Source organism: Frateuria sp. GZRe12, from assembly GCF_051900535.1.
Lineage (GTDB): Bacteria > Pseudomonadota > Gammaproteobacteria > Xanthomonadales > Rhodanobacteraceae > Frateuria_A.
Genome location: NZ_JBHZGI010000006.1, coordinates 22,896 through 44,943 on the forward strand (window position 1 = coordinate 22,896; position 22,048 = coordinate 44,943).

Annotated in this window: 20 protein-coding genes and 1 tRNA gene; 1 reads left to right on the top strand and 20 read right to left on the bottom strand. The window is 67.3% G+C overall.

Annotated elements, in window-relative coordinates:
• Window position 1 precedes the first annotated feature (1 nt).
• The 19 genes from ltaE to ACFWZ4_RS13520 all read right to left on the bottom strand — a co-directional run bounded on the left by ltaE (window position 2) and on the right by ACFWZ4_RS13520 (window position 16,439).
• Window positions 2-1,030, bottom strand: coding sequence for a low-specificity L-threonine aldolase (ltaE, locus tag ACFWZ4_RS13430; RefSeq protein ID WP_439705190.1), 1,029 nt, complete (start codon window positions 1,028-1,030; stop codon window positions 2-4).
• Between the two features lie 97 nt (window positions 1,031-1,127).
• Window positions 1,128-1,203 (bottom strand) — tRNA-Lys (locus ACFWZ4_RS13435).
• A gap of 137 nt (window positions 1,204-1,340) precedes the next feature.
• A complete protein-coding gene (gene queC / locus ACFWZ4_RS13440; protein ID WP_439705191.1) occupies window positions 1,341-2,021 on the bottom strand; it encodes a 7-cyano-7-deazaguanine synthase QueC in 681 nt (226 codons plus the stop codon).
• A gap of 105 nt (window positions 2,022-2,126) precedes the next feature.
• Window positions 2,127-2,810 (bottom strand): 7-carboxy-7-deazaguanine synthase QueE, encoded by a 684-nt coding sequence (queE, locus tag ACFWZ4_RS13445; RefSeq protein WP_439705192.1) that lies wholly within the window; start codon window positions 2,808-2,810, stop codon window positions 2,127-2,129.
• A 10-nt stretch (window positions 2,811-2,820) separates the two neighbouring features.
• A complete protein-coding gene (ybgF, locus tag ACFWZ4_RS13450) occupies window positions 2,821-3,681 on the bottom strand; it encodes a tol-pal system protein YbgF (RefSeq protein WP_439705193.1) in 861 nt (286 codons plus the stop codon).
• Window positions 3,681-4,187 (bottom strand): peptidoglycan-associated lipoprotein Pal, encoded by a 507-nt coding sequence (gene pal, locus ACFWZ4_RS13455; protein ID WP_439665467.1) that lies wholly within the window; start codon window positions 4,185-4,187, stop codon window positions 3,681-3,683. Before pal ends, ybgF begins: the two co-directional genes overlap by 1 nt.
• A gap of 257 nt (window positions 4,188-4,444) precedes the next feature.
• Window positions 4,445-5,752: a Tol-Pal system beta propeller repeat protein TolB gene (tolB, locus tag ACFWZ4_RS13460; RefSeq protein ID WP_439705352.1), complete on the bottom strand. Its 1,308-nt coding sequence runs from the start codon at window positions 5,750-5,752 to the stop codon at window positions 4,445-4,447.
• Between the two features lie 16 nt (window positions 5,753-5,768).
• Window positions 5,769-6,710, bottom strand: coding sequence for a cell envelope integrity protein TolA (gene tolA, locus ACFWZ4_RS13465; protein ID WP_439705194.1), 942 nt, complete (start codon window positions 6,708-6,710; stop codon window positions 5,769-5,771).
• Window positions 6,697-7,146 carry a protein TolR gene (gene tolR / locus ACFWZ4_RS13470; protein ID WP_231325863.1) on the bottom strand — a complete coding sequence of 150 codons (450 nt, stop codon included), beginning with the start codon at window positions 7,144-7,146 and terminating at the stop codon, window positions 6,697-6,699. Before tolR ends, tolA begins: the two co-directional genes overlap by 14 nt.
• 19 nt (window positions 7,147-7,165) lie before the next feature.
• Complete coding sequence (gene tolQ / locus ACFWZ4_RS13475) at window positions 7,166-7,852, bottom strand: protein TolQ (protein WP_231323741.1); 687 nt, start codon at window positions 7,850-7,852, stop codon at window positions 7,166-7,168.
• A 46-nt stretch (window positions 7,853-7,898) separates the two neighbouring features.
• Entirely contained in the window at window positions 7,899-8,309 is a 411-nt protein-coding gene (gene ybgC / locus ACFWZ4_RS13480; protein ID WP_439705353.1) for a tol-pal system-associated acyl-CoA thioesterase, read from the bottom strand.
• A gap of 93 nt (window positions 8,310-8,402) precedes the next feature.
• Window positions 8,403-9,446, bottom strand: coding sequence for a Holliday junction branch migration DNA helicase RuvB (gene ruvB / locus ACFWZ4_RS13485; protein ID WP_439705195.1), 1,044 nt, complete (start codon window positions 9,444-9,446; stop codon window positions 8,403-8,405).
• A gap of 106 nt (window positions 9,447-9,552) precedes the next feature.
• A complete protein-coding gene (locus tag ACFWZ4_RS13490; RefSeq protein WP_439705196.1) occupies window positions 9,553-11,475 on the bottom strand; it encodes a potassium transporter Kup in 1,923 nt (640 codons plus the stop codon).
• 24 nt (window positions 11,476-11,499) lie between these two features.
• Window positions 11,500-12,099 carry a Holliday junction branch migration protein RuvA gene (ruvA, locus tag ACFWZ4_RS13495; protein ID WP_439705197.1) on the bottom strand — a complete coding sequence of 200 codons (600 nt, stop codon included), beginning with the start codon at window positions 12,097-12,099 and terminating at the stop codon, window positions 11,500-11,502.
• Complete coding sequence (ruvC, locus tag ACFWZ4_RS13500; protein WP_439705198.1) at window positions 12,096-12,638, bottom strand: crossover junction endodeoxyribonuclease RuvC; 543 nt, start codon at window positions 12,636-12,638, stop codon at window positions 12,096-12,098. Before ruvC ends, ruvA begins: the two co-directional genes overlap by 4 nt.
• A gap of 60 nt (window positions 12,639-12,698) precedes the next feature.
• Window positions 12,699-13,421, bottom strand: a complete 723-nt coding sequence (locus tag ACFWZ4_RS13505) for a YebC/PmpR family DNA-binding transcriptional regulator (RefSeq protein ID WP_439705199.1) — start codon at window positions 13,419-13,421, stop codon at window positions 12,699-12,701.
• Between the two features lie 109 nt (window positions 13,422-13,530).
• Window positions 13,531-14,157 carry an esterase/lipase family protein gene (locus ACFWZ4_RS13510; RefSeq protein WP_439705200.1) on the bottom strand — a complete coding sequence of 209 codons (627 nt, stop codon included), beginning with the start codon at window positions 14,155-14,157 and terminating at the stop codon, window positions 13,531-13,533.
• Between the two features lie 90 nt (window positions 14,158-14,247).
• A complete protein-coding gene (gene aspS / locus ACFWZ4_RS13515; protein WP_439705201.1) occupies window positions 14,248-16,002 on the bottom strand; it encodes an aspartate--tRNA ligase in 1,755 nt (584 codons plus the stop codon).
• 152 nt (window positions 16,003-16,154) lie between these two features.
• Complete coding sequence (locus ACFWZ4_RS13520; protein ID WP_439705202.1) at window positions 16,155-16,439, bottom strand: FmdB family zinc ribbon protein; 285 nt, start codon at window positions 16,437-16,439, stop codon at window positions 16,155-16,157.
• Between the two features lie 245 nt (window positions 16,440-16,684).
• On the opposite strand from ACFWZ4_RS13520, the gene ACFWZ4_RS13525 reads away from it, so the two are divergent.
• Window positions 16,685-19,105, top strand: coding sequence for a TonB-dependent receptor plug domain-containing protein (locus ACFWZ4_RS13525; RefSeq protein ID WP_439705203.1), 2,421 nt, complete (start codon window positions 16,685-16,687; stop codon window positions 19,103-19,105).
• A gap of 194 nt (window positions 19,106-19,299) precedes the next feature.
• Here the strand turns inward: ACFWZ4_RS13525 and clpB are convergent, their stop codons facing one another.
• The gene (clpB, locus tag ACFWZ4_RS13530) at window positions 19,300-21,891 is read right to left on the bottom strand and encodes an ATP-dependent chaperone ClpB (protein ID WP_439705204.1); all 2,592 of its coding nucleotides are present in this window, start codon (window positions 21,889-21,891) and stop codon (window positions 19,300-19,302) included.
• Between the last annotated feature and the right edge of the window lie 157 nt (window positions 21,892-22,048).

Genomic DNA, 22,048 nt, shown 5'->3' on the forward strand with positions numbered 1-22,048 from the left:
CTCAAGCCGCCCGCTCCCGGGCGAAGAACGTGGCGAATGCCTCGACCGTGCGGGCGATGCCGGCCTCGTCCACGTCGAGGTGCGTGACTAGCCGCAGCGTCGGCAGGTAGCCGATGCTGATGCGGACGTTGGCGTCGCGCAGGTGTGCATCCAGTTCGCGCAGGCGTTCGGTCGGCACTTCGACGAACACCATGTTGGTGTGCTGGCCCAACAGGCGCAGGCCGGGCACGGCTTCGAGCCGCCGTGCCAGCGTGGCGGCGCGGGCGTGGTCGTCGGCCAGCCGCGCGACATGATGATCCAGCGCATGCAGGCCGGCCGCCGCCAGCATGCCGGCCTGGCGCCAACCGCCGCCGGTGACCTTGCGCCAGCGCCGCGCCTTGTCGATCAGTACCGACGAGCCGACCAGCACCGATCCGATCGGCGCGCCCAGGCCCTTGGAAAGACACACCGAGACGCTGTCGAAGAGCCCGGCGATTTCGCGCGCCGCCACGCCGGAGGCCACCGCGGCGTTGTACAGGCGGGCGCCGTCCAAATGAAAGGCAAGGCCGCGCTCGCGGGCGAAGTCATGCGCGGCGCGCAGGTAATCCATCGGCAGCACGCGGCCGTGCCAGGTATTTTCCAGCGCGAGCAGGCGCGTGCGGGCGAAATGGGGATCGACCGGCTTGATCGCCGCGCCTACCCGGTCCAGCGGCAGCGAACCGTCCGCATCCTGCACGATCGGTTGAGGCTGGATGGAACCGAGCACTGCCGCGCCGCCGCCTTCGAACTTGTAGGTGTGCGCGTCCATGCCCACGAGGTACTCGTCGCCGCGCTCGCAGTGCGACATCAACGCCAGCAGGTTGGACTGCGTGCCGCTGGGCACGAACAGCGCCGCCTCGAAGCCGAGTTCGCCGGCGAGGCGCTGCTGCAGCTGGTTGACGGTCGGATCCTCGCCGTAGACGTCGTCGCCCACCGGCGCGTCCAGCATCGCCGCACGCATGGCGGGCGTGGGCCTGGTTACCGTATCGCTGCGCAGGTCGACCCAGTCCACGTTGCACCTCATTCATCGCGGCAAAGAGGGGCAGCTTCGCGCGCGGCCCTGCGCGAGGCAAGCGGGCACAAAAAACCCGCGACGGGCGCGGGCAGGATGGTGGGTCGTCCGGGACTCGAACCCGGGACCAATAGATTAAAAGTCTACTGCTCTACCAACTGAGCTAACGACCCATCAAGCGAACGGGCGATTTTAGGGTTTGCGTGCGGCCCGCACAAGCAAAGCGCCAGTCGCGCGGCTCCCGAAGGATAGGACTTAGCCCACTGCGGCTGAAGGAAGAGCGGTGGGGGCTGAACCTCACCCTGCGGAATCAGGCATAGCGTGTGGGATCGGCGAGGCCAGCGGTGCGGAAGCCTTCGGCGCGCAGGTGGCAGGCGTCGCAGTGCCCGCAGGCGCGGCCCTGGGCATCGGCCCGGTAGCAGCTGACCGTCTGGGCGAAGTCGACATCCAGGCGCTGGCCCTCACGCGCGATGTCGGCTTTGCTCATGCGCATGAGCGGCGCGTGGATGCGCAACCCCGCACCTTCGACGCCGGCCTTGGTGGCGACGTTGGCCAGTTGCTCGAAGGCATCGATGAAGGCGGGGCGGCAGTCCGGGTAGCCGGAGTAGTCGACCGCGTTGACGCCGCAGAAGATGTCGTTGGCGCCGAGCACTTCGGCCCAACCCAGTGCGATCGATAGCATGATCGTGTTGCGCGCCGGGACGTAGGTGACGGGAATGCCTTCGCCCCCCTGCTCGGGCACATCGATATCGGCGGTGAGTGCGGAACCACCGATGCTGCGCAGGTCGACCTGGACGGTCTTGTGCGCGAGCGCGCCCATCGCATGCGCCACCCGTTCAGCCGCCTCCAGCTCGGAGCTGTGGCGCTGGCCGTAAGCGACGCTCAACGCGTGCACCGCGAAGCCGTGTTCGCGAGCGATGGCCAAGGTGACCGCCGAGTCCATGCCGCCGGAGACGAGCACGACGGCCTTGCGGAGAGTGATGTCTGACATGGAACGGGATCCTTGCGTACGGCCGGTCACCGGCCGGATGGCGCTCGCGGCGCCACAGGCCACGGCGCGTTTACTCCACCCCTGAAGCTGGTCAGGGGAGCAGCGTCAGTGCCCGGCCGCGTCGTTCCAGAGCAGCTTGTGCAACTGCAACTGGAAGCGCACCGGCAGGCGGTCCTCGATGATCCACTCGGCCAGCTCGCGCGGCTGCACCGCGCCATGCACCGGCGAGAACAGCACCATGCACCGGCGGTCGAGCGCGTGCTCCGCCACGACGGAGCGCGCCCATTCGTAGTCGAGGCGGCTGGCGATGACGATCTTGACCTGGTCGTGCGGCAGCAAGTGGTCGAGGTTGCCCCACAGGTTGCGCGCGCTCTCGCCCGAGTCGGGCGCCTTGAGGTCCATGACCTTGCGCACGCGCGGATCGACGGACGACACATCGAGCGCGCCGGAAGTCTCCAGCGAAACGTCGTAGCCGGCATCGCACAGGCGGCGCAACAGGACCAGGCAGCGCTTCTGGGCCAGCGGCTCGCCGCCGGTTACGCAGACGTGGCGTGCACCATGGCGGGCGACCTCGGCGAGGATGTCGTCGATGGCGTGCCACTGTCCGCCGTGGAAGGAATATTCGGTGTCGCACCAGACGCAGCGCAGTGGGCAACCGGTGAGCCGAACGAACACGGTGCGCCAGCCGATCGCGTCGGCCTCGCCCTGGATCGAATGGAATATCTCGGTGATGCGCAGGCGTTCGGCCGGCACCGGCGCGACGGGCGTCTCGCCCGCGTCACTGCCCATCACACGACCCTCAGCGGATCGCCGATTGCAGCTGCAGTCGGCGCAGACGTTCCTGCGCCAGGCTGGCGGCGCGGGAGTTGGGGTACTTGCTGGTGACCTGTTCCAGCGTGGCCTTGCCCGCGTCGGCCTGCTTGAGCTCGAGCTGGCTGTAGCCAACCTTGAGCAGCGCGTCGGGCGCCTTCTCGCTCTGCGGGAACTGGCTCAGCAGCCGCTGGAAGGCTTCCAGAGCCACCGGATAGTTCATGGTCACGTAGTAGGACTCGCCCAGCCAATACCAGGCGTTGGGCGTCAGCGAGGTGTCCGGATACTGCTGGATGAAGCTGCGGAAGCCGCGCGAGGCCTGCGCGTAGTCACCACCACGCAGCGCCTGGAAGGCGGTGTCGTAGGCGGCCTGTGCGTTGGCGTCGGGTGCGGCGGCAGGCGCGCTGCTGCCGTTGGGCGGCCCGGCGGCCGGCGCCTGTGCCGGATTGGCAGGGGTCGCCGCAGCAGCGGCCGAACCGGTGGATGCCGGGGCATTGCCCGCGGGTGTGGAATTCGTACCGGCGCCGTTGCCCTCGAGGCGGCCCAGCCGCGAATCGAGGTCGATGTACTGCGCCTTGTTCTTCTCTTCGAGCTGCTGCACGGTGTGCTGCAGTTCCTCGACCTGGCCCTGCAACTGCTGCACTTGCGACTGCAGCTGCTGCACCTGGTTGACCAGACTGGTGCCGCCCTGATTCTGGGCCTGCGCCTGTTGCTCCAGTCGCGCCACGCGGTCGGCGAGACTCAGGCGGGAATTCTGCGCGAAGGCCGGAGCGGCAATGAGCATGGCGGACGCAAACGCGCCCGCCATGCCGAGCCTGGCCGAAAAACGCTTAGCCAGTGCGCTCTTCATTACTTCGCCGTGTAGACGATCTCGACGCGACGGTTCTTGCTCCAGCAGTCCTCGTTGTGCTCACGGCACACCGGCTTTTCCTTGCCGTAGGAGATCACTTCGACCTGGCTGGCCGAGCCACCGTTGGCCTGCAGGGCGTCGGACACGGCATTGCCGCGGCGCTCGCCCAGGCCCAGGTTGTACTCGCGGGTGCCGCGCTCGTCGGTGTTGCCTTCCAGGCGGATGTGCGACTCCGGGCGGTCCTGCATGTACTTGGCGTGGCACGCCATGATCTGCTGGAACTCCGGCTTGATCTCGGTCTTGTCGAAATCGAAATACACGACGCGCTGGCGCAGGCAGGCGTCGGTATCGAGGTCGGCCGGGGTGTACTTGTTGCTTTCCGGGGCCGGCTGGGTGGTCGGCTGCGGCTCCGGCTGCGGCTGCGGCTTGACTTCCTGCTTCTTCGAGCAAGCGGCTGCGCCGATGCAGAGCAGGGCGACCAGGGCGACGCGAGCGGTCTTATTCATGGGTGACGTTCCTTCAAAACGGGTTTGAGTTCCGACAGTCAATGACGATTGCGGTGTTGGGACAGTGATCGCCGGTGGTCCGGCTTGTTGTGTGACGCTTGGTGTTACCGCGGGCCAGTCGCTCCTCGCGCCCGGCAACCGTTGGCTGGACGCCTTTGGCTGCGCCCCGCCCTAAGCGAAATGGCGCCAAGGCGCCGTTTCGGCCCATTCCATGGGCATTCCGCCGGAGCGCTCGCGCGCCCCAACGGACAAAAAACTCAACGCTTCCGGTACGGACCCCAGGCCGGTTCGCGGACGTCCCCGTCGGACAGCACGAGGCGCTGGCGGACCTGGCCATCGGCCGAAACGGCATACAGCACGCCACGGCGACCTTCCGTGGCCGCGTACAACAGCATGCTGGCGTTCGGTGCGAAACTCGGGGAATCGTCAATCGGGCCGGGGGAGATGAAGCGCACCTGCCCACCCAGATTGCGATCCATAATGGCAATACGATACACGTTCCCATTGCCCTGCACCATCGCGATCAGCTTGCCGTCGAAGCTGACATCGGCGTTGGCGTTGTTCTGCCCTTCGAAGCTGATGCGCGTGGGCGAGCCACCGCTGGCGGACATCTGGTAGACCTGCGGCCGGCCGGAACGGTCGGACGTGAAGTAGAGGCTCTGCCCATCGGCCGACCAGGTCGGCTCGGTATCGATCGACAGGCTGTTGGTCAGGCGCGTTTCGTGGCGCGAGGCCATGTCGATCACGAAGATCTCGGGGTTGCCCACGTAGGACAGCGACACCGCCAACTTGCTGCCATCGGGCGACCAAGCCGGGGCGCCATTGATGCCCTTCTTGTGCGCCGCGACGAGCTGGCGCGCGCCGGTGGTGATGTCCTGCACATAGACCTGCGAGTTGCCACTCTCGAAGGAGACGTAGGCGATCTTGGTGCCGTCCGGCGACCAGGCCGGCGACAGCAGCGACTCGCGCGAGCGGGCCACCACTTGCGGGTTGTAGCCGTCCGAGTCGGCCACGATCAGCGAGTAGGTGGTGTTGTTGCCCAGGCCCACGGCGGTGACGTAGGCGACCCGGGTCCAGAAGGCGCCGCGCACGCCGGTGATCTTCTCGTAGATCTGGTCGGCGATCTGATGGGCGACGCCGCGCAAGTCGCCGGCCGGCGCGGTGAACGCCTGCGCCAGCAGGCTCTGCTGCTTGTTGACGTCCCACAGCTCGTACTCGACCCGCAGCAGGCCGCCGCCGGCGTCGCTGATGCGACCGACCGTGATGTAGTCCTGCTTGAGCAGCCGCCAGGTCGGGAACTTGATGTCGGCGCCGCGCGAGGGCGACTCGACGATCTCGCTCTTGGCCAGCGCCCGGAACTTGCCCGAGCGGTTGAAATCGTTGCGGATGACGTCCGCCACGTCGGTCGGAAGCGGTGCGCCGCCGCTCTGCGCGAAGGGCACCACGACGATCGGGGTAGCCGTCTTGACGCCGCCGACGATGTCCACGTTGAGCGCCTGCGCACCCGCGGGTCCGGCGACGAGGGCGCCCAGACACAGCACGGCAAGGGCGAAGAGCGTTTTCATTCTGGACATGAATATCTCACTGCGGCCTGAAGGTAAGGGTCAGATCGCGGCTGAATACGCTCTCGAATCCCTTGTACGGCAAAGTCTTGGTCCTGAGCACGGCGTTTTCGATCGAGCGCTTGCCCGCATCGTCGTACGGGCAGCTCGGATCGACCTTCGCACTCATCACATCGCCCCCTACCAACTGGACGATATGCACCTTGCACGGAACATCCGGCATGTTATCCGGACGTAACCAGTTGGGCGTGACCGCATTCTGAATGGCCGCTGCATACTGGTCGGCCAGGGAGCTGTTCTGGGCGTTGTTGCCGGTCTGGCGCTGGGCCGCGTGTGGCACGTCGGGCAGGCCCGCGTCCTGCGCGTCCTTCAGGTCCTCCATCTGCTGCTTGGCCTGTTTGGCTCGGTTTTCCGCCTTCTGGCGCGCCGCGGCAGCTGCGTCCATCTTGGCAAACAGTTCGTCCAGCTGCTTCTTCTGCTCTTCCTTCTTCTTGGCCGCCTGGGCGTCCAGTTCGGCCTGGCGCTGGCGCTGCTTCTCTTCCTGTTCCTTCTTGGCCTCCTCGGCCTTCTCCAGCGCATCGGCCACGATCTTTTCCTGGTCGACGGTGTCCGGATGCTCGGGCGGCGGCGGTAGGGTCTTGATCTCCGGCGGCGGCGTTTTCACGTCCGGCGGCGTAACCGTCGGCGGCGGCGGGATCGTCGGCACCGGCTTGGCCTTCTTTTCGGCCTTCGGCGGCGGCGCGCCGGTGGGGCCGATCAGCGTGGCCTCGATGACCGGGCCTTGCAGCTCCAGCGGCTTGGCGCAGGTGATCGGATTCCAGCCCGCCGGCAGGTGCAGCGCGCTGAACAGGCTTTCGTAGAACGAGCACGGCACGATCGCCAGCGCGAGAAAGCCGACGATGCCAAGGTGCAGGACGGCGGAAAGCAGGACCGCCGTGGAAGTGCCCTTATTTTCCCGCATTGCCCGCGCCCGACCCCTGCGGCTGGCTCATCAGGCCGACCTTGCTCACGCCGGCCTGCTGCAGGTCGGCCAGCACCTGGTAGACGCCGTCGTACTTGCCTTCGCGGTCGCCGGCCACCAGCACGCTGATGTCCGGGTTGGCCTTGACGAAGGCGCCGACCTTGGCCTGCATGGTCGCCACGTCGACCGGCTCCTTCTTGGCCCCCTCCAGGGTCAGGTACAGGCTGCCGTCGGCATCGACCGAGACGATCACCGGGTTCTTCTTGTCGGCCATCGACCGGGCGTTGGCCTGGGGCAGGTTGACGTCGACGTTCGCGTTCATCATCGGCGCGGTGACCATGAAAATGATCAGCAGCACCAGCATCACGTCGATGTAGGGGACGACGTTGATCTCGGACTTGAGCTTCATGCGCTTGTGGCGCGCAGCGTTTCGCATGGCCATGGGCTTGCCCTCGTCAGGCCACTTCGTCGGTCTGGATCTGCCGCTGCAGCACCGAGGAGAACTCTTCCTGGAACACTTCGTAGCGCGAGGCCACGCGCTCGACCTTGTTGGCGTAGCGGTTGTACGCCCACACCGCCGGGATCGCGGCGAACAGGCCCATGGCGGTGGCGATCAGCGCCTCGGAGATGTGCGGGGCGACCACTGCGATGGTGACGTCCTTGACCTCGCCCAGGCCCTGGAAGGCGCCCATGATGCCCCACACGGTGCCGAACAGGCCGATGTACGGACTGATCGAACCGACGTTGGCGAGGAACTCCAGGTTGCGTTCGAGGCCACCGATCTCGCGGGTTCCGGCCACGCGCATGGCGCGTTCGGTGCCTTCCATCACCACGCGCATGTCGTGCGTCTTGCGCTGGCGCTGGCGGGCGAACTCGCGGAAGCCGGATTCGAAAATCGTCTCCATGCCGCCGTTGTCGGCATTGCGGCCGCTGACCTCGCGGAACAACCCGGCCAGGTCGCCGCCGGACCAGAAGCGCTCCTCGAACGCCTCGGCGTTCTCCATCGCCGCCTTCATCTGCGAATACTTGCGGAGGATGATGACCCACGACAGGAAGGAGAACATCAGGAGCAGCAGCATCACCAGCTGCACGGGCAGGCTGGCCTCGGCGACCAGCTTGAAAATGTTCAATCCACCGTTCATGGCTTGGGGAGTCTCCGGGTGTGCTGCTTTAAAAGGCGGGCAAGTCTTAGGGGGCGAGGCCGGGAATGAGGTCGGCCGGGATCGGCGCCGGACGCATGCGGCTGAGGTCCACGCAGGCGACCCGCACCTGGGCGCGAACTAGCTCCGTGCCGTCCGCCCGGCCGATCGCTTGACTGAACAGGATACTGGCTGAACGCCATTCTTTGACGGCGACCGTCACTGCCAATTCATCATCCAGCAGGGCCGGCCGCAGGAAGTCCAGTTGCATGGAACGCACCATGAAGGCCAGGCCGGTCGCCTCGCGCAAGGCCGATTGGTCCACGCCTTGGGCGCGCAGCCACTCGCTGCGGGCGCGTTCCATGAAGCGCAGGTAGCTGGCGTGGTAGACCACGCCGCCGGCGTCGGTGTCTTCCCAGTAGACGCGGACAGGCCAGGTGAAGGTGGCGATCGAGGGCATGATGGGAACAGCTCGCGTTTTGCGGAAAGCCCCGAGCATGCGTGTTGCCGCCGCCAGGTTCAAACCGCCATTCCAGGAGGATGCTTCGGCAGGTCAGAACTCGCCGCCATCGAACATGTCGCCCACCAGTGCCTGCCGCGGCGGCGGGTTGCGCCCCAGGTGGCGCCAGGCCCTGGGCGAGGCCATGCGACCGCGCGCGGTGCGGATGAGGAAGCCCTGCTGGATGAGGTACGGCTCGACCACGTCTTCCAGCGTGCCGCGGTCTTCGGACAACGCGGCGGCCAGCGATTCGACGCCGACCGGGCCGCCATCGAAGTTCTCGATGATGGTGGCGAGCAGGCGCCGATCGAGGTCGTCGAAACCTTCGGCATCGACCTTGAGCATGGTCATCGCCGCCTGCGCGGCGGCCAGCGTGATCTTTCCGCCGGCGCGCACTTCGGCGTAGTCGCGCACACGACGCAGCAGGCGGTTGGCGATGCGCGGTGTGCCGCGCGATCGGCGGGCGATCTCCTGCGCACCCTCGATCTCGCAGTCGATCGCCATGATCCGCGCCGAGCGGCGCACGATTGCGGTCAGCTCGTCGGGCGAATAGAACTCCAGCCGCTGCACGATGCCGAAGCGGTCGCGCAAGGGCGCCGTGAGCAGCCCAGCACGCGTGGTCGCGCCGATCAGGGTGAACGGCGGCAGGTCCAGCTTGATCGAGCGCGCAGCCGGGCCCTCGCCGATCATGATGTCGATCTGGAAGTCCTCCATCGCCGGATACAGCACCTCCTCGACCACCGGCGACAGACGATGGATCTCGTCGACGAACAGCACGTCGTTCTTTTCCAGGTTCGTCAGCAAGGCCGCCAGGTCGCCAGCGCGCTCGAGCACCGGACCGGAGGTGGAGCGGACATTGACGCCCAGTTCGTTGGCGATCACGTGGGAGAGCGTGGTCTTGCCCAGGCCCGGGGGACCGAAGATGAGCACGTGGTCCAGTGCCCCACCGCGCTTCCTGGCCGCCTCGATGTAGATCGACAGCTGCTCGCGCACCGCCTGCTGGCCGAGGTATTCGTCAAGGCGCCTGGGGCGGATCGAGGCTTCCAGCGCCTCGTCGTCGAGCTGGGCGGCGGAGGTGATGATGCGGGCTTCGGTCATGCAGCCATTATGGCAGGGCCGCAAAAGGCCCGTAGGGTGGGCTTCGGCCCCGCCTTCCCTCTCGCGGGAACCGGCGGTGGGCTGAAGCCCTCCGCGCGCCTTCCCGCTAAATCTCCACCTGCGCACCCAGTTCGATCAGGCGATTGCCCGGAATCTGGAAGAACGCCGTGGCCGGCAACGCGTTGCGCGCGAGGAAGGCGAACAGCTTGTCGCGCCACAACGCCATGCCGGGGCGGCGCGCGTCCGCGACGATGGTCTCGCGCGAGAGGAAGAAGGTCGTATCCATCAGGTCGAAGGTCAGCCCTTCCCGCCCGCACAGCGACAGCGCGTGCGGAATGTTCGGGTCCTCGGCGAAACCGAAGCGCAACTCCAGCCCGAAGAAGCCGCCTTCCATCGGCGTGATTTCGATGCGCTCGTCCGCGTCCGCCACCGGCGTCTCCAGGATCTGCACGGTAAGCATCACGTTGCGCTCGTGCAGCACCTTGTTGTGCTTGAGGTTGTGCAGGAGCGCGTGCGGCACCGCGTATTGGTTGGCGGTGAGGAACACCGCCGTGCCGGGCACCCGCAGCGGCGGATGTTCGGCCATGTTCTCGATGAACGGCGCAAGCGCCAGCCCGCCCTGCTTGATCTCGCGCACGACCAGTTCGCGGCCGCGGCGCCAGGTGGTCATTACCGCGAACAGGAACAGGCCCAGCACCAATGGGAACCAGCCGCCGTCGGGAATCTTCAGCGTGTTGGCGCCGAAGAAGGAAAGATCAACGCACAACAGGCCAAGGGTCAACGGGATCACCGCGGCCAGGCTCCAATTCCAGCGGCGCCAGGCCACCAGCATCACCAGCAACGTGTCGATCGCCATGGTGCCGGTCACCGCGATGCCGTAGGCGCCGCCGAGCGCCTTGGATGAGCCGAACCCGACCACGGTCAGGATCACCATCACCATCAGCGCGCGGTTGACCCAAGGCAGGAAGATATGGCCGATCGCTTCGCGCGAGGTCTGCACCACCTGCATGCGCGGCACGAAGCCGAGCTGGATCGCCTGGCGAGTCACCGAGAACGCGCCGGAAATCACCGCCTGCGAGGCGATCACCGCCGCGGCGGTGGCGAGCACGATCATCGGATAGCCGGCCCAGTCCGGCACGGCGTGGAAGAAGGGATTGACCGCCGCCTGCGGTTCGCGCAGCAGCAGCGAGCCCTGGCCGTAGTAGTTGAGCAACAGCGCCGGCAGCACGAAGAAGAACCAGGCCGCGCGGATCGGAAACCGGCCGAAGTGGCCCATGTCGGTGTACAACGCCTCGGCACCGGTCACGCACAGCACCACGGCGCCGAGCGCCACGAAGGAAATCGTGCCGTGCGAGGCGAAGAAGCGCACCGCGTACCAGGGCGAGAGTGCCTTGAGCACCTCCGGCCCCTGCAGGATGTTCCACACGCCGATCACCGCCAGGGCGAGGAACCATACGCACATCACCGGCCCGAACAACGCGCCCACCTTTGCCGTGCCGTGCTTCTGCAGCCAGAACAGGAACAACAGCACCAGCACCGCCAGTGGCACGACCCAGTGTTCCAGCGAGGGAGCCATGACCTCGAGGCCTTCCACCGCCGAGAGCACCGAAATCGACGGCGTGATAACGCCGTCCCCGAAGAACAGCGCCGCGCCGAGCAACGCCATCAACATCACGATCCGGCGCGCCATCGGCGAGCCGCCGACCGCGCGCTGGGCCAGCGTCATCAGCGCCATGATGCCGCCTTCGCCACGGTTGTCCGCGCGCATCACCAGGGTGACGTACTTGATGGCCACCACGATGATCAGCGCCCAGGTGACCAGCGAGAGCACGCCCAGCACGGTGCTTTCGGACGGATGAAGGCCGTACTCGGGGCGGAAGACTTCGGCCAGCGTATACAACGGACTGGTGCCAATGTCGCCGAACACCACCCCGATAGCGCCCAGGATCAGCGCAGCCTTGGTGCCGTGCAGCTTTTCGTCGCCGCCGGACTCGGCCGGCGGCGGCGTGTTACGGGTTGCGTCGTTCATGTTTTTCGCTCATGCCACCGGGCCTCATTGACCCAGCGCGGCGCGCAGCGCCTTGCGGATGATCGCCTCGGCGTCGTCGCCCTCGGCGGCAACTTTCTGTACCAGACGTGTGACCTCGGCAGGTTTGTAGCCCAGCTGCTGCAAGGCCACGGTGGCCTCGCCGGCGGGATCCAGCGGAGCACCGGCGCCCTTGCCCGCAAGACCGGGCAACGCCGCGCCCAGGCCTTCGACCCGGTCGCGCAGCTCGACCACGATGCGCTCGGCGGTCTTCTTGCCGATACCCGGGATCTTGGTCAGCGCCACCACGTCGCCGGCCTGCACCAGCCGCGCGAAGTCGGCGGTGGAAACGCCCGACAGCACCGCCAGCGATATCTTCGCGCCGATGCCCGAGACCTTCTGCAAGTTGCGGAACAGGGCGCGCTCGTCCTCGCGCAGGAAGCCGTACAGCGCGACGCTGTCCTCCTTCACCGCGTAATGGGTAAGCAGAGTCACTTCCTTGCCCGTCTGCGGCAGGTCGTAGATGGTCGACATCGGCGATTCCAGCTCGTAGCCGACGCCGCCGACCTCCACCAGCAACCACGGGGGCTGCTTGGAAACCAGGGTGCCGCGCAGTCGTCCGATCATCGCCTTCTCCATGCCGTACGGGGAATGCCCACGCGCGCAAGGCTCGCGCGCGTGTGCGCATGGGTCACCGCGATCGCCAGCGCGTCGGCCGCGTCCGGCTGCAACGGGCCCTTCAGGCCGAGCAGGATGCCAACCATGTGCTGCACCTGGGTCTTGTCGCCGCGGCCGCTGCCGACCACGGCCTGCTTGATTTCGGTGGGCGCGTATTCGTGCACCGCCAGCCCCTTGGCCGCCACCGCGCAGATCGCCGCGCCGCGTGCCTGGCCGAGCTTCAGCGCCGAATCCGGATTGCGCGCCATGAACACCCGCTCGATGCCGCATTCGGCCGGCTGGTGAGCCTCGATGATGGCGGCCAGGCCGTCAAAGATGCGTTTCAGGCGCAGCGGGAAGGTTTCCTCGTCGGCCACAGCCAGTGCGCCGTGATGCACGTGCGTGAGCTTGCCCGCCGCATCGACGTCGATGATCCCGAAGCCGGTGCGTTGGCTGCCCGGATCGATACCGAGGATGCGGCACGCCGACGGTCCGGACCGGATGTTCATGCTGGACACGGGTGCGTTCACGGGCATGGCCGGCCGCGTGGGCGCGGGCCGGCCGGTCCGTCAGCCATCGGCCGGCAGCAGGGCGTTGTGATAGACCTCGCTGACATCGTCCAGCCCGTCCAGTCGTTCGAGCAGGTCGGTCAGCGGTTCGAGCACGTCCTCGGGCACCGCCACGCGGTTGTTCGCGCGCATGCCCACGCCGGCGTGCAGCGACTCCAGGCCGGCATCGGACAGCGCCTGCTGCACCGACTCGAAGTTTTCCGGTGTGCAGATCACGGTGCTTTCGCCGTGCTCGTTGATCACGTCGTCGGCGCCGGCTTCCAACGCCGCCTCAAGCACCTTTTCCTCGGCTGCCTCGTCACCGCCGGTGGCGAAGGTGAGCTCGCCGCAGCGGGTGAACTGGAAGGCCACCGAACCGGAGGTACCGAGGTTGCCGCCGTGCTTGGTCAGCGCGTGCCGCACGTCGGCGACGGTGCGGGTGGGGTTGTCGGTGAAGCACTCGATGATCATTGCCACGCCGCCGGGGCCGTAGCCCTCGTAGCGCAGCTCCTCGCCGGCGCCCTCGGCACCCGAGCCGCGCTTGATCGCGCGCTCGATGGTGTCCTTGGTCATGTTGGCCGACAGCGCCTTGTCCACCGCCGCGCGCAGGCGCGGGTTGGCGGCCGGGTCGGCCACGCCGGCGCGGGTGGCGACGGTGATTTCGCGGATCAGCTTGGTGAACACCTTGGCGCGCTTGGCGTCTTCGGCATTCTTGCGGCCTTCGATGGACGGGCCTCTACCCATGGCGGGAAAACCTGAACAATGGACAAGCGGCCGATTTTACTCCAACCCGTGCCCGCGCCGACAAACCCCTTAGGGCGCCCTTGGGCGCGACCGGCAGATGGTCGCGTCCCTACGAGGAAGCAAATCGCCCGTTCTGCAGGAAGTGCACCACTTGCTGGGCTGCGTCGGCCGACAGCACCAGGCCGGTGTGGCTGGTTTCGACCACGCAGTGGTCGGTCAGGCCCGGCAGCCGCGTTTCGGCGACGGCGACCGTGCCATCGTGCTCGCCTTCCATGTGCGCGAGCATGGCGCCCAGGCCGATCGGCACGCGGCCGGCGATCACGCCGACCTCGCGCTCGCCGTCCCAGCGCTCCATGCCATGTTCGAGCAGCTCGCGGTTATGCCCCAGCAGGGCCTCGCCGCCCTGCCCGAAACCGGCGAAGCCGCGGGCCGCGGCGCTGCCCTGCAGCGGGGAGCCCAGGCAAACGATCCGCCCCGGCGGCAGGTCGGCCGCTTCGCGGCAGGCCTGCAATGCCAGCAGGCCACCCAGGCTGTGGCCGACCAGATGCACGGGTCCGGGCGCGTGGCGCTGCATGCGCAGGTGCAGGCGCTCGACGATGCGCTCCTGCGAGGACACCACGCTCATGTAGTCGAAGCGGTCGACCGCGAAGCCGGCGTCGGCCATCCGCTTGTGCAGCAAGCCCAGCGCAAATCCGCGCATCCACAGGCCGTGCAGCAGGATGATCTGGTCGGGCATGGCGCTGCCTGTCGTAGGGTGGGCTTCAGCCCACCTTGGGGCGTGCGGCGGGGTGGCAAGGTGGGCTCAAGCCCACCCCACGGGTTGCGGTCAGCCGGCGACCTTGACGTGCAGTTCCTTGAGCTGCGCCTCGGCCACCGGCGAAGGGGCGTCGGTCATCAGGTCCTGCGCACTGGTGGTCTTGGGGAAGGCGATCACGTCACGGATCGATTCGGTGCCGGCCATCAGCGCTGCGATACGGTCGATGCCGAAGGCCAGGCCGCCGTGCGGCGGCGCGCCGAACTTGAGCGCTTTGAGCAGGAAGCCAAATTTGGCCTCGGCCTCCTCCGCGCCGATGCCGAGCAGTTCGAACACCGCGCTCTGCATCTCCGGCCGGTGGATGCGGATCGAACCGCCACCGATCTCATTGCCGTTCAAGACCATGTCGTAGCCACGGCTCACTGCGGTGGCGGCATTCGCCTTGAGATCGGCGATGTCGTCGACCTTCGGCGCGGTGAACGGATGATGCAGGGCGACGTAGCGCTGCTCCTCCTCGTCGTACTCGAACATCGGGAAATCGGTGACCCACAGCGGCTTCCAGCCCGCCTCGACCAGCCCGCGGTCCTTGCCGACCTTCAGGCGCAGCGCGCCCATGAAGTCGGTGACGGCCTTCCACTTGCCGGCGCCGACGAACACGATGTCGCCGGTCTGCGCGCCCGTGGCGGTGAGCACCGCCTCCAGCGCCGCGTCGTCCAGGAACTTGGCGACCGGCGAGCTGACGCCCTCGCGGCCCTTGCTGCGGTCCTCGACCTTGATCCAGGCCAGGCCCTTGGCGCCGTAGCGCGCGACGTATTCGGTCAGGCCGTCGATGTCCTTGCGGGAGAACGCGGCACCACCCGGCACGCGCAGCGCGGCCACGCGGCCGGCCGGGTCGTTCGCCGGCTCCGCAAACACCTTGAACTCCACGCCCCTGAGCGCGTCGGCCACGTCGACCAGCTCCAGCGCGATGCGCAGGTCCGGCTTGTCCGAACCGAAGCGGCGCATGGCCTCGGCGTAGGTCATGCGCGGGAAGGCGGCATCCAGCTCGACGTCCACCACTTCCTTGAAGACGTGGCGGATCAGCCCCTCGACGAAGTCCTGCACGTCCTGCTCTTGGACGAACGCGAACTCCAGGTCGAGCTGGGTGAATTCGGGCTGGCGGTCGGCGCGCAGGTCCTCGTCGCGGAAGCAGCGGGCGATCTGGTAGTAGCGGTCGAAGCCGGCCATCATCAGGATCTGCTTGAACAGCTGCGGCGACTGCGGCAGCGCATAGAACTGGCCCGGATGCACGCGGCTGGGCACCAGGTAGTCGCGCGCGCCCTCGGGCGTGGCCTTGGTCAGGATCGGCGTCTCGATGTCCTGGAAGCCGCGCGCGTCGAGGTAGCGGCGCAACGCCTGCACCAGCTTGATGCGCCGGCGCATCATCGTCTGCATTTCCGGGCGGCGCAGGTCGAGGTAGCGGTAGGTCATCCGCAGGTCCTCGTTGGGGTTCTCGTGCATCGCGAAGGGCAGGTCCTTCGCCGCGTTGAGCACCTCGACCGTGTCGGCCACCAGCTCCACCGTGCCGGTCTTGAGCTTGTCGTTGACCGACAAGCGCTTGCGGATCGTGCCGGTGACCGTCAGGCAATACTCGTTGCCAACCTCGCCCGCCACCGCGAACGCATCGGCGTTCTCGCGCTCGACCACCACCTGCGCGATACCTTCGTGGTCGCGCAGGTCGATGAAGGCGACGTGGCTCTGCAGGCGGATCGTGTTGAGCCAGCCGCACAGGGTGACGGTCTGGCCGACCAGCGACTCGTCGATGAGGCCGCAGTAGTGCGTGCGCATAGGAAGGAAAACTCCGGGACTGGGTGCCGATGAGGCGGGCGAACGGGCGATTTTAGCATCCGGCCGCCAACGACAGGCATGCCCACGCAGGAGTGCACCTGTGCGCGACCGAGCACAGGCACGCTCCTGCCAGGGACGCGTACGAAAGCGAATCAGTCGCCGCTGGCGGCCGGCTTGCTGTCGCTGGCAGGGGCCGGGGCCGGCGCGGCCGGCTTGGCCTCGCCCTCACCGGCCAGGTTGCGCTTCTTGTCGCCATCCTTCTTGAAATCGGTCTCGTACCAGCCGCTGCCGGCCAGCCGGAACGAAGGTGCGCTTACCTTGCGCTGCACCCGCGGCGCCTCGCACGAGGGGCAGGCCGAGGGGTCCGGGTCGGACAGCTTCTGCAGGCGATCGAAACGGTGCCCGCACTGGGCACACTCGAATTCGTAGATGGGCATGGATGACAAACTCCGGGCACGCGGCCCCGTGAAACGCTGGTGCGCATTATCGAGTCGCCGGTCGCGATTTCAATGGCGCGTGCCTTGGCGCGACCCATCGCCGGGAGTAGCCTGCCCCTCAGCCGCGCACGGCCCTTCGCGACACCCACGCCTGCGCGCGCATCTTCGCTGGACGTTGCTTCCCGTCCGCCGATCCCGATGCCGGCATCGAGCCGCGCATCGCCCGCACCGCTACAGGAGTTGCCGTGAACCGTCCCCGCCTCTTTCCCCGACTCGCGCTGCTCCCGGCGGCGCTGTTGCTCGCCTGCTCCGCGCACGCCCAGGATGCCAACGACGCGGCGCAGAAAGCCAAGAACCTCGGCACCGTGATCGTCACCGGCACGCGCGCCGACAACCGCACCGAAAGCAGTTCGCTCACGCCGGTCGACGTGGTGTCGGCCCAGTTGCTCAAGCAGACCGGCACCACCGAGCTATCCACCGCGCTGGCGCGGGTGATTCCCTCGCTCACCTTCCCGCGCCCGTCCGCTGCCGACACCGCCGACTCGCAGCGCCCCGCGCAGCTGCGCGGCCTCTCGCCCGACCAGGTGTTGGTACTGGTCGACGGCAAGCGCTGGCACCCGGGCGCGATCATCCTGACCAACGGCGTGCTGGGCCGCGGCTCGCAGGCGGTGGACCTCAACACCATCCCGATCGACGCCATCGACCATATCGAGGTGCTGCGCGACGGCGCCTCGGCGCAGTACGGTTCCGACGCGATCGCCGGCGTGATCAACATCGTGCTGAAGAAGGGCGCCGAAGGCGGCGACGTGGCGCTGTCGGGCGGCCAGTATTCGGCCGGCGACGGGCGCAAGTGGCAGGGCTCGGCCAACGCCGGCATCCCGCTCTCCGACGCGGGCTTCATCCGCTTCACCGCCCAGGCCGGCCACCAGGACTACACCAACCGCGCCGGCCCCAACCGCACCCGCCCGCAGGAAGGCGTCACCCAGCGCTACGGCGATCCGGAAGTGACCGACCGCAACCTGATGCTCAACGGACAGTACGACTTCGGCGGTGCGCAGGTGTACGCATTCGGCCACTACGGCAAGCGCGACTCCGTGTCGCCGGCGTTCTTCCGCAACCTGGACAACGCCAATGCCGTGCCCTCGCTTTATCCCAACGGCTACCTGCCACTGGAAAACGCTCAGGCGACCGATCGCTCGCTGGTCGTGGGCGTCCGCGGCAAGACCGGTGGCGGCTGGCGCTGGGACGTCTCGGGCAACTACGGCGGCAACCGGGTTTCGTACGCCACCTTCAACACGCTCAACCGGGCCTACCTCAATGACTTCGGCAGCACGCCGACGCGCTTCCACGACGGCATCCTGGATGCCGCGCAGCAGTCGCTGGACGTCGACATCGCCAAGGACCTGTCGGTCGGCTGGCTGCCCAATGACGTGACGCTCGCCTTTGGCGCGGAGTACCTGCGCCAGAGCTATCAGATCCGCGCGGGCGACCTGTCCTCGTACTACACCGGGACCTCCGGCTTCTCCGGCGGCGCGCAAGGCTTCGGCGGCTACCAGCCGGCCAACGCCGCCTCGCACCAACGGCACGACGTGGCCGAGTACGTGAGCCTGGAAACCAACCTCACCGACCGCCTGGGTACCTCGCTGGCAGTGCGCCACGAGGACTATTCCGATTTCGGCACCACCACGTCCGGCGCGCTGGCCGGGCGATTCGACTTCACCGACCGCTTCGCCCTGCGCGGCAGCGCCTCGACCGGCTTCCGCGCGCCGTCGCTGGCGCAGCAGTACTACTCGTACACCTCCTCGCTCTACTTCGGCGAGGGCAATTCGCTGGGCCTGCCTGCTGGCATCTACAACACCGGACTGGTGTCCTCGACCAGCGCCATCGCCACGCTGCTGGGCGGCGAGCCGCTCAAGCCGGAGAAATCGCGCAACCTGACCTTTGGCGCCGTGTGGAGCCCCGCCGACGGGCTGGACCTCAGCGCGGACATCTACCAGATCAAGATCCGCGACCGCGTCACGCTCTCCAGCACGATCTCCACCACCTCGCCCGCGGTACGTAACTACCTGGCCGCCAACGGCATCACCAACACCAACTTCAGCGGCATTTCCTACTTCACCAATGCAGTGGACACGCGCACGCGCGGCATCGACCTGGTCGCCAGCTACCTGTTCGACGTGGGCGACGGCGCCTCGCTGCACACCACTGTCAGCTTCAACTACAACAAGAACGAAGTGACCGACGTGCGGCCCAACCCGGCGGTGCTCGATGCCCTGGGCGTGAGCTTCAGGCGCATCGACCGGCGCGACCAGTACGGACTGCTGGCCGACACCACGCCGCGCAGCAAGCTGATCTTCAACTGGCTCTACACCAACGGCCGCTGGAGCCTGGACAGCACGCTGACCCGCTACGGTGGCTTCACCTCGTACAACTCGACCGACCCGACGCTGGACCAGCGCTTCGACTCGAAGTGGCTGTTCGACCTGGCGCTCAACTATTCGATGGACCGCTGGATGTTCACGGTGGGCGCGGACAACCTGTTCGACAGCTACCCGGACCGGGTGATCGAGGCCAGCGACAACAACGGCGCGATGCCGTACAGCGTGTTCTCGCCGTTCGGGTTCAACGGGGCATATGTGTACGGGAAGGTGCGCTACAGCTGGTAGTTGGCACCAAGCCATGCGTCAGCACCCTCTCCCCTCCGGGGAGAGGGTCGGGGGTGAGGGGCCACTCTTGCGGCAAAGGTCGATCAGGCCGCACCTGAGACGAGAAAAGCAGAACGCGCTGGACGAGCGCTACTCGCGACAATCGTCCCCTCACCCCAGCCCTCTCCCCGGAGGGGAGGGGGAGCAAGGCGGCGTCAGGAGGCCTTGAAGGTCAGGTGCCCGCCCTCGGCATCCACGTGGATCGTGGTGCCCGGCGCGAAGCGGCCCTCCAGGATTTCCCTCGCCAGCGGATTCTCCAGCTGCTGCTGGATCGCCCGCTTGAGCGGCCTTGCGCCGTACACCGGGTCGAACCCGACATTGCCCAGCAACGCCAGCGCGTTGTCGCCGATCTCCAGCTTGAGGTCGCGCTCGGCCAGCCGCTTCTCCAGATACGCCAGCTGGATCTTCGCGATCGCGCGGATCTGGTCCTTCTCCAGCGGCCGGAACACCACCAGCTCGTCCAGGCGGTTGATGAACTCGGGACGAAAGTGCGCCTGCACCACCCCCATCACCGCCGCCTTCATCTTGGTGTACTGCTCTTCCGGATCGCCACCGGTGTCGGCGGCGTCCTGGATCATCTGCGAGCCGAGGTTGGAGGTCATCACGATGACGGTGTTGCGGAAGTCCACCGTCCGGCCCTGGCCGTCAGTGAGGCGTCCATCGTCCAGCACCTGCAGCAGGATATTGAACACGTCCGGATGGGCCTTCTCCACCTCATCCAGCAAAATCACCGCGTACGGCCGTCGACGCACCGCCTCGGTGAGATAGCCGCCCTCTTCGTAGCCGACATAGCCCGGGGGCGCGCCGATCAGACGGGCGACGGAGTGCTTCTCCATGAACTCGCTCATGTCGATGCGCACCATCGCTTCGGACGTATCGAACAGGAACTCGGCCAGCGCCTTGCAAAGCTCCGTCTTGCCCACGCCGGTGGGACCCAGGAACAGGAACGAGCCGTACGGACGGTTGGGATCGGACAGGCCCGCGCGGGCGCGGCGGATCGCATCGGAAACGGCACGCACGGCCTCATCCTGACCGACCACGCGCTTGTGCAGCGCCTCCTCCATGTGCAGCAGCTTCTCGCGCTCGCCCTCGAGCATCTTGGACACGGGAATGCCGGTCCAGCGCGAGACCACTTCCGCGATCTCCTCATCCGTCACCCGGTCCTGCACCAGCTTGAATTCCTGCTTCTCGGCGGCCTGCGCGGCGGCGAGCTGCTTTTCCAGTTCCGGAAGCTGGCCGTACTGGATCTCGCTCATCCGGGCGTAATCCTGCCGACGCTGGGCCGCTTCCAGCTCCAGGCGCGCGGCCTCGATCTGCTCCTTGATCTTGGTCGCGCCCTGCAGCGCGGCCTTTTCGGACTTCCACACCTCGTTCAAGTCCGAGAACTCGCGCTCGAGCTTCTCGATGTCGCTTTCGAGATCCGAAAGGCGCTTCTTGGATGCCTCGTCGGTCTCCTTCTTGAGCATCTCGCGCTGGATCTTCAGCTGCGTGAGGCGGCGCTCCAGGCGGTCGAGTTCCTCCGGCTTGGAGTCGATCTCCATGCGGATACGCGAGGCCGCCTCGTCCATCAGGTCGATCGCCTTGTCGGGCAGCTGGCGATCGGTGATGTAGCGGTTCGAAAGCGTCGCCGCGGCGACGATCGCCGGGTCGGTGATCTCCACGCCGTGGTGTACCGCGTAGCGCTCCTTCAGGCCGCGCAGGATGGCGATGGTGTCCTCCACGCTCGGCTCGCCGACGAACACCTTCTGGAAGCGGCGTTCCAGCGCGGCGTCCTTCTCGATGTACTTGCGGTATTCGTCCAGCGTGGTCGCGCCGATGCAGTGCAGCTCGCCGCGCGCCAGTGCGGGCTTGAGCATGTTGCCCGCGTCCATCGCGCCCTCGGCCTTGCCGGCGCCGACCATGGTGTGCAGCTCGTCGATGAACAGGATCACCCGGCCTTCCTGCTTGGCCAGGTCGTTGAGCACGGCTTTGAGGCGCTCCTCGAACTCGCCGCGGAACTTGGCGCCGGCGATCAGCGAACCCATGTCCAGCGCGAGCACGCGGCGGTCGCGCAGGCCCTCGGGCACTTCGCCCTTGACGATGCGCTGGGCCAGGCCCTCGACGATGGCGGTCTTGCCCACGCCCGGCTCGCCGATCAGCACGGGATTGTTCTTGGTGCGCCGCTGCAGCACCTGGATGGTGCGGCGGATCTCCTCGTCGCGGCCGATCACCGGGTCGAGCTTGCCGCTCTCGGCGCGCGAGGTCAGGTCGACGCAGTATTTCTCCAGCGCCTGGCGCTGGTCTTCGGCGTTCTCGCTCTGCACCTTCTCGCCGCCGCGAACCTTCTCGATCGCCGCCTCCAGGTTGGCCTTGGTGGCGCCAGCGGCCTTCAGCGCCGCGCCGACCTCGCCCTTGTCCTCCAGCGCAGCCAGCACGAACAGCTCGCTGGCAATGAACTGGTCGCCACGCTGCTGCGCCAGCTTGTCGGTGAGGTTGAGCAGGCGGGTCAGGTCGTTGCCGACGCTGATGTTGCCTTCCTGACCGCTGACCTGCGGCAGGCGGCCGAGGATCTCGCCGACGCGCTCGCGCAGCACCGGCACGTTGACGTGGGCCTGGGTCAGCAGCGGCGCGGTCGAGCCGCCCTGCTGGTCGAGCAGCGCCGCCATCACGTGAGCCGGCTCCAGGATGTTGTTGTCGCGACCCACGGCCAGCGACTGTGCGTCGGCCAGCGCCTGCTGGAAACGCGAGGTGAGTTTGTCCATCCGCATGATCGGGGTTTCCTCGGCAATCGTGGCGGCCCCCGCCGCAATGCGCAGGAGATAGGGGCGTCTCAGCCACCTTCAAGACGACCGTCGCGGCCTATTCGCCGCAGGGGGTTGACCCGTATCATTTTCGGCTCAGCCTGCAGGGACGCCTTGTGATGAA

Bases quoted from the DNA above. Each gene is read 5' to 3' on its own strand.
- queC (WP_439705191.1), bottom strand. From the start codon at position 2,021: ATGTCAGACATCACTCTCCGCAAGGCCGTCGTGCTCGTCTCCGGCGGC.
- queE (WP_439705192.1), bottom strand. From the start codon at position 2,810: ATGGGCAGTGACGCGGGCGAGACGCCCGTCGCGCCGGTGCCGGCCGAA.
- ybgF (WP_439705193.1), bottom strand. From the start codon at position 3,681: ATGAAGAGCGCACTGGCTAAGCGTTTTTCGGCCAGGCTCGGCATGGCG.
- pal (WP_439665467.1), bottom strand. From the start codon at position 4,187: ATGAATAAGACCGCTCGCGTCGCCCTGGTCGCCCTGCTCTGCATCGGC.
- tolB (WP_439705352.1), bottom strand. From the start codon at position 5,752: ATGAAAACGCTCTTCGCCCTTGCCGTGCTGTGTCTGGGCGCCCTCGTC.
- tolA (WP_439705194.1), bottom strand. From the start codon at position 6,710: ATGCGGGAAAATAAGGGCACTTCCACGGCGGTCCTGCTTTCCGCCGTC.
- tolR (WP_231325863.1), bottom strand. From the start codon at position 7,146: ATGCGAAACGCTGCGCGCCACAAGCGCATGAAGCTCAAGTCCGAGATC.
- tolQ (WP_231323741.1), bottom strand. From the start codon at position 7,852: ATGAACGGTGGATTGAACATTTTCAAGCTGGTCGCCGAGGCCAGCCTG.
- ybgC (WP_439705353.1), bottom strand. From the start codon at position 8,309: ATGCCCTCGATCGCCACCTTCACCTGGCCTGTCCGCGTCTACTGGGAA.
- ruvB (WP_439705195.1), bottom strand. From the start codon at position 9,446: ATGACCGAAGCCCGCATCATCACCTCCGCCGCCCAGCTCGACGACGAG.
- ACFWZ4_RS13490 (WP_439705196.1), bottom strand. From the start codon at position 11,475: ATGAACGACGCAACCCGTAACACGCCGCCGCCGGCCGAGTCCGGCGGC.
- ruvA (WP_439705197.1), bottom strand. From the start codon at position 12,099: ATGATCGGACGACTGCGCGGCACCCTGGTTTCCAAGCAGCCCCCGTGG.
- ruvC (WP_439705198.1), bottom strand. From the start codon at position 12,638: ATGAACATCCGGTCCGGACCGTCGGCGTGCCGCATCCTCGGTATCGAT.
- ACFWZ4_RS13505 (WP_439705199.1), bottom strand. From the start codon at position 13,421: ATGGGTAGAGGCCCGTCCATCGAAGGCCGCAAGAATGCCGAAGACGCC.
- ACFWZ4_RS13510 (WP_439705200.1), bottom strand. From the start codon at position 14,157: ATGCCCGACCAGATCATCCTGCTGCACGGCCTGTGGATGCGCGGATTT.
- aspS (WP_439705201.1), bottom strand. From the start codon at position 16,002: ATGCGCACGCACTACTGCGGCCTCATCGACGAGTCGCTGGTCGGCCAG.
- ACFWZ4_RS13520 (WP_439705202.1), bottom strand. From the start codon at position 16,439: ATGCCCATCTACGAATTCGAGTGTGCCCAGTGCGGGCACCGTTTCGAT.
- clpB (WP_439705204.1), bottom strand. From the start codon at position 21,891: ATGCGGATGGACAAACTCACCTCGCGTTTCCAGCAGGCGCTGGCCGAC.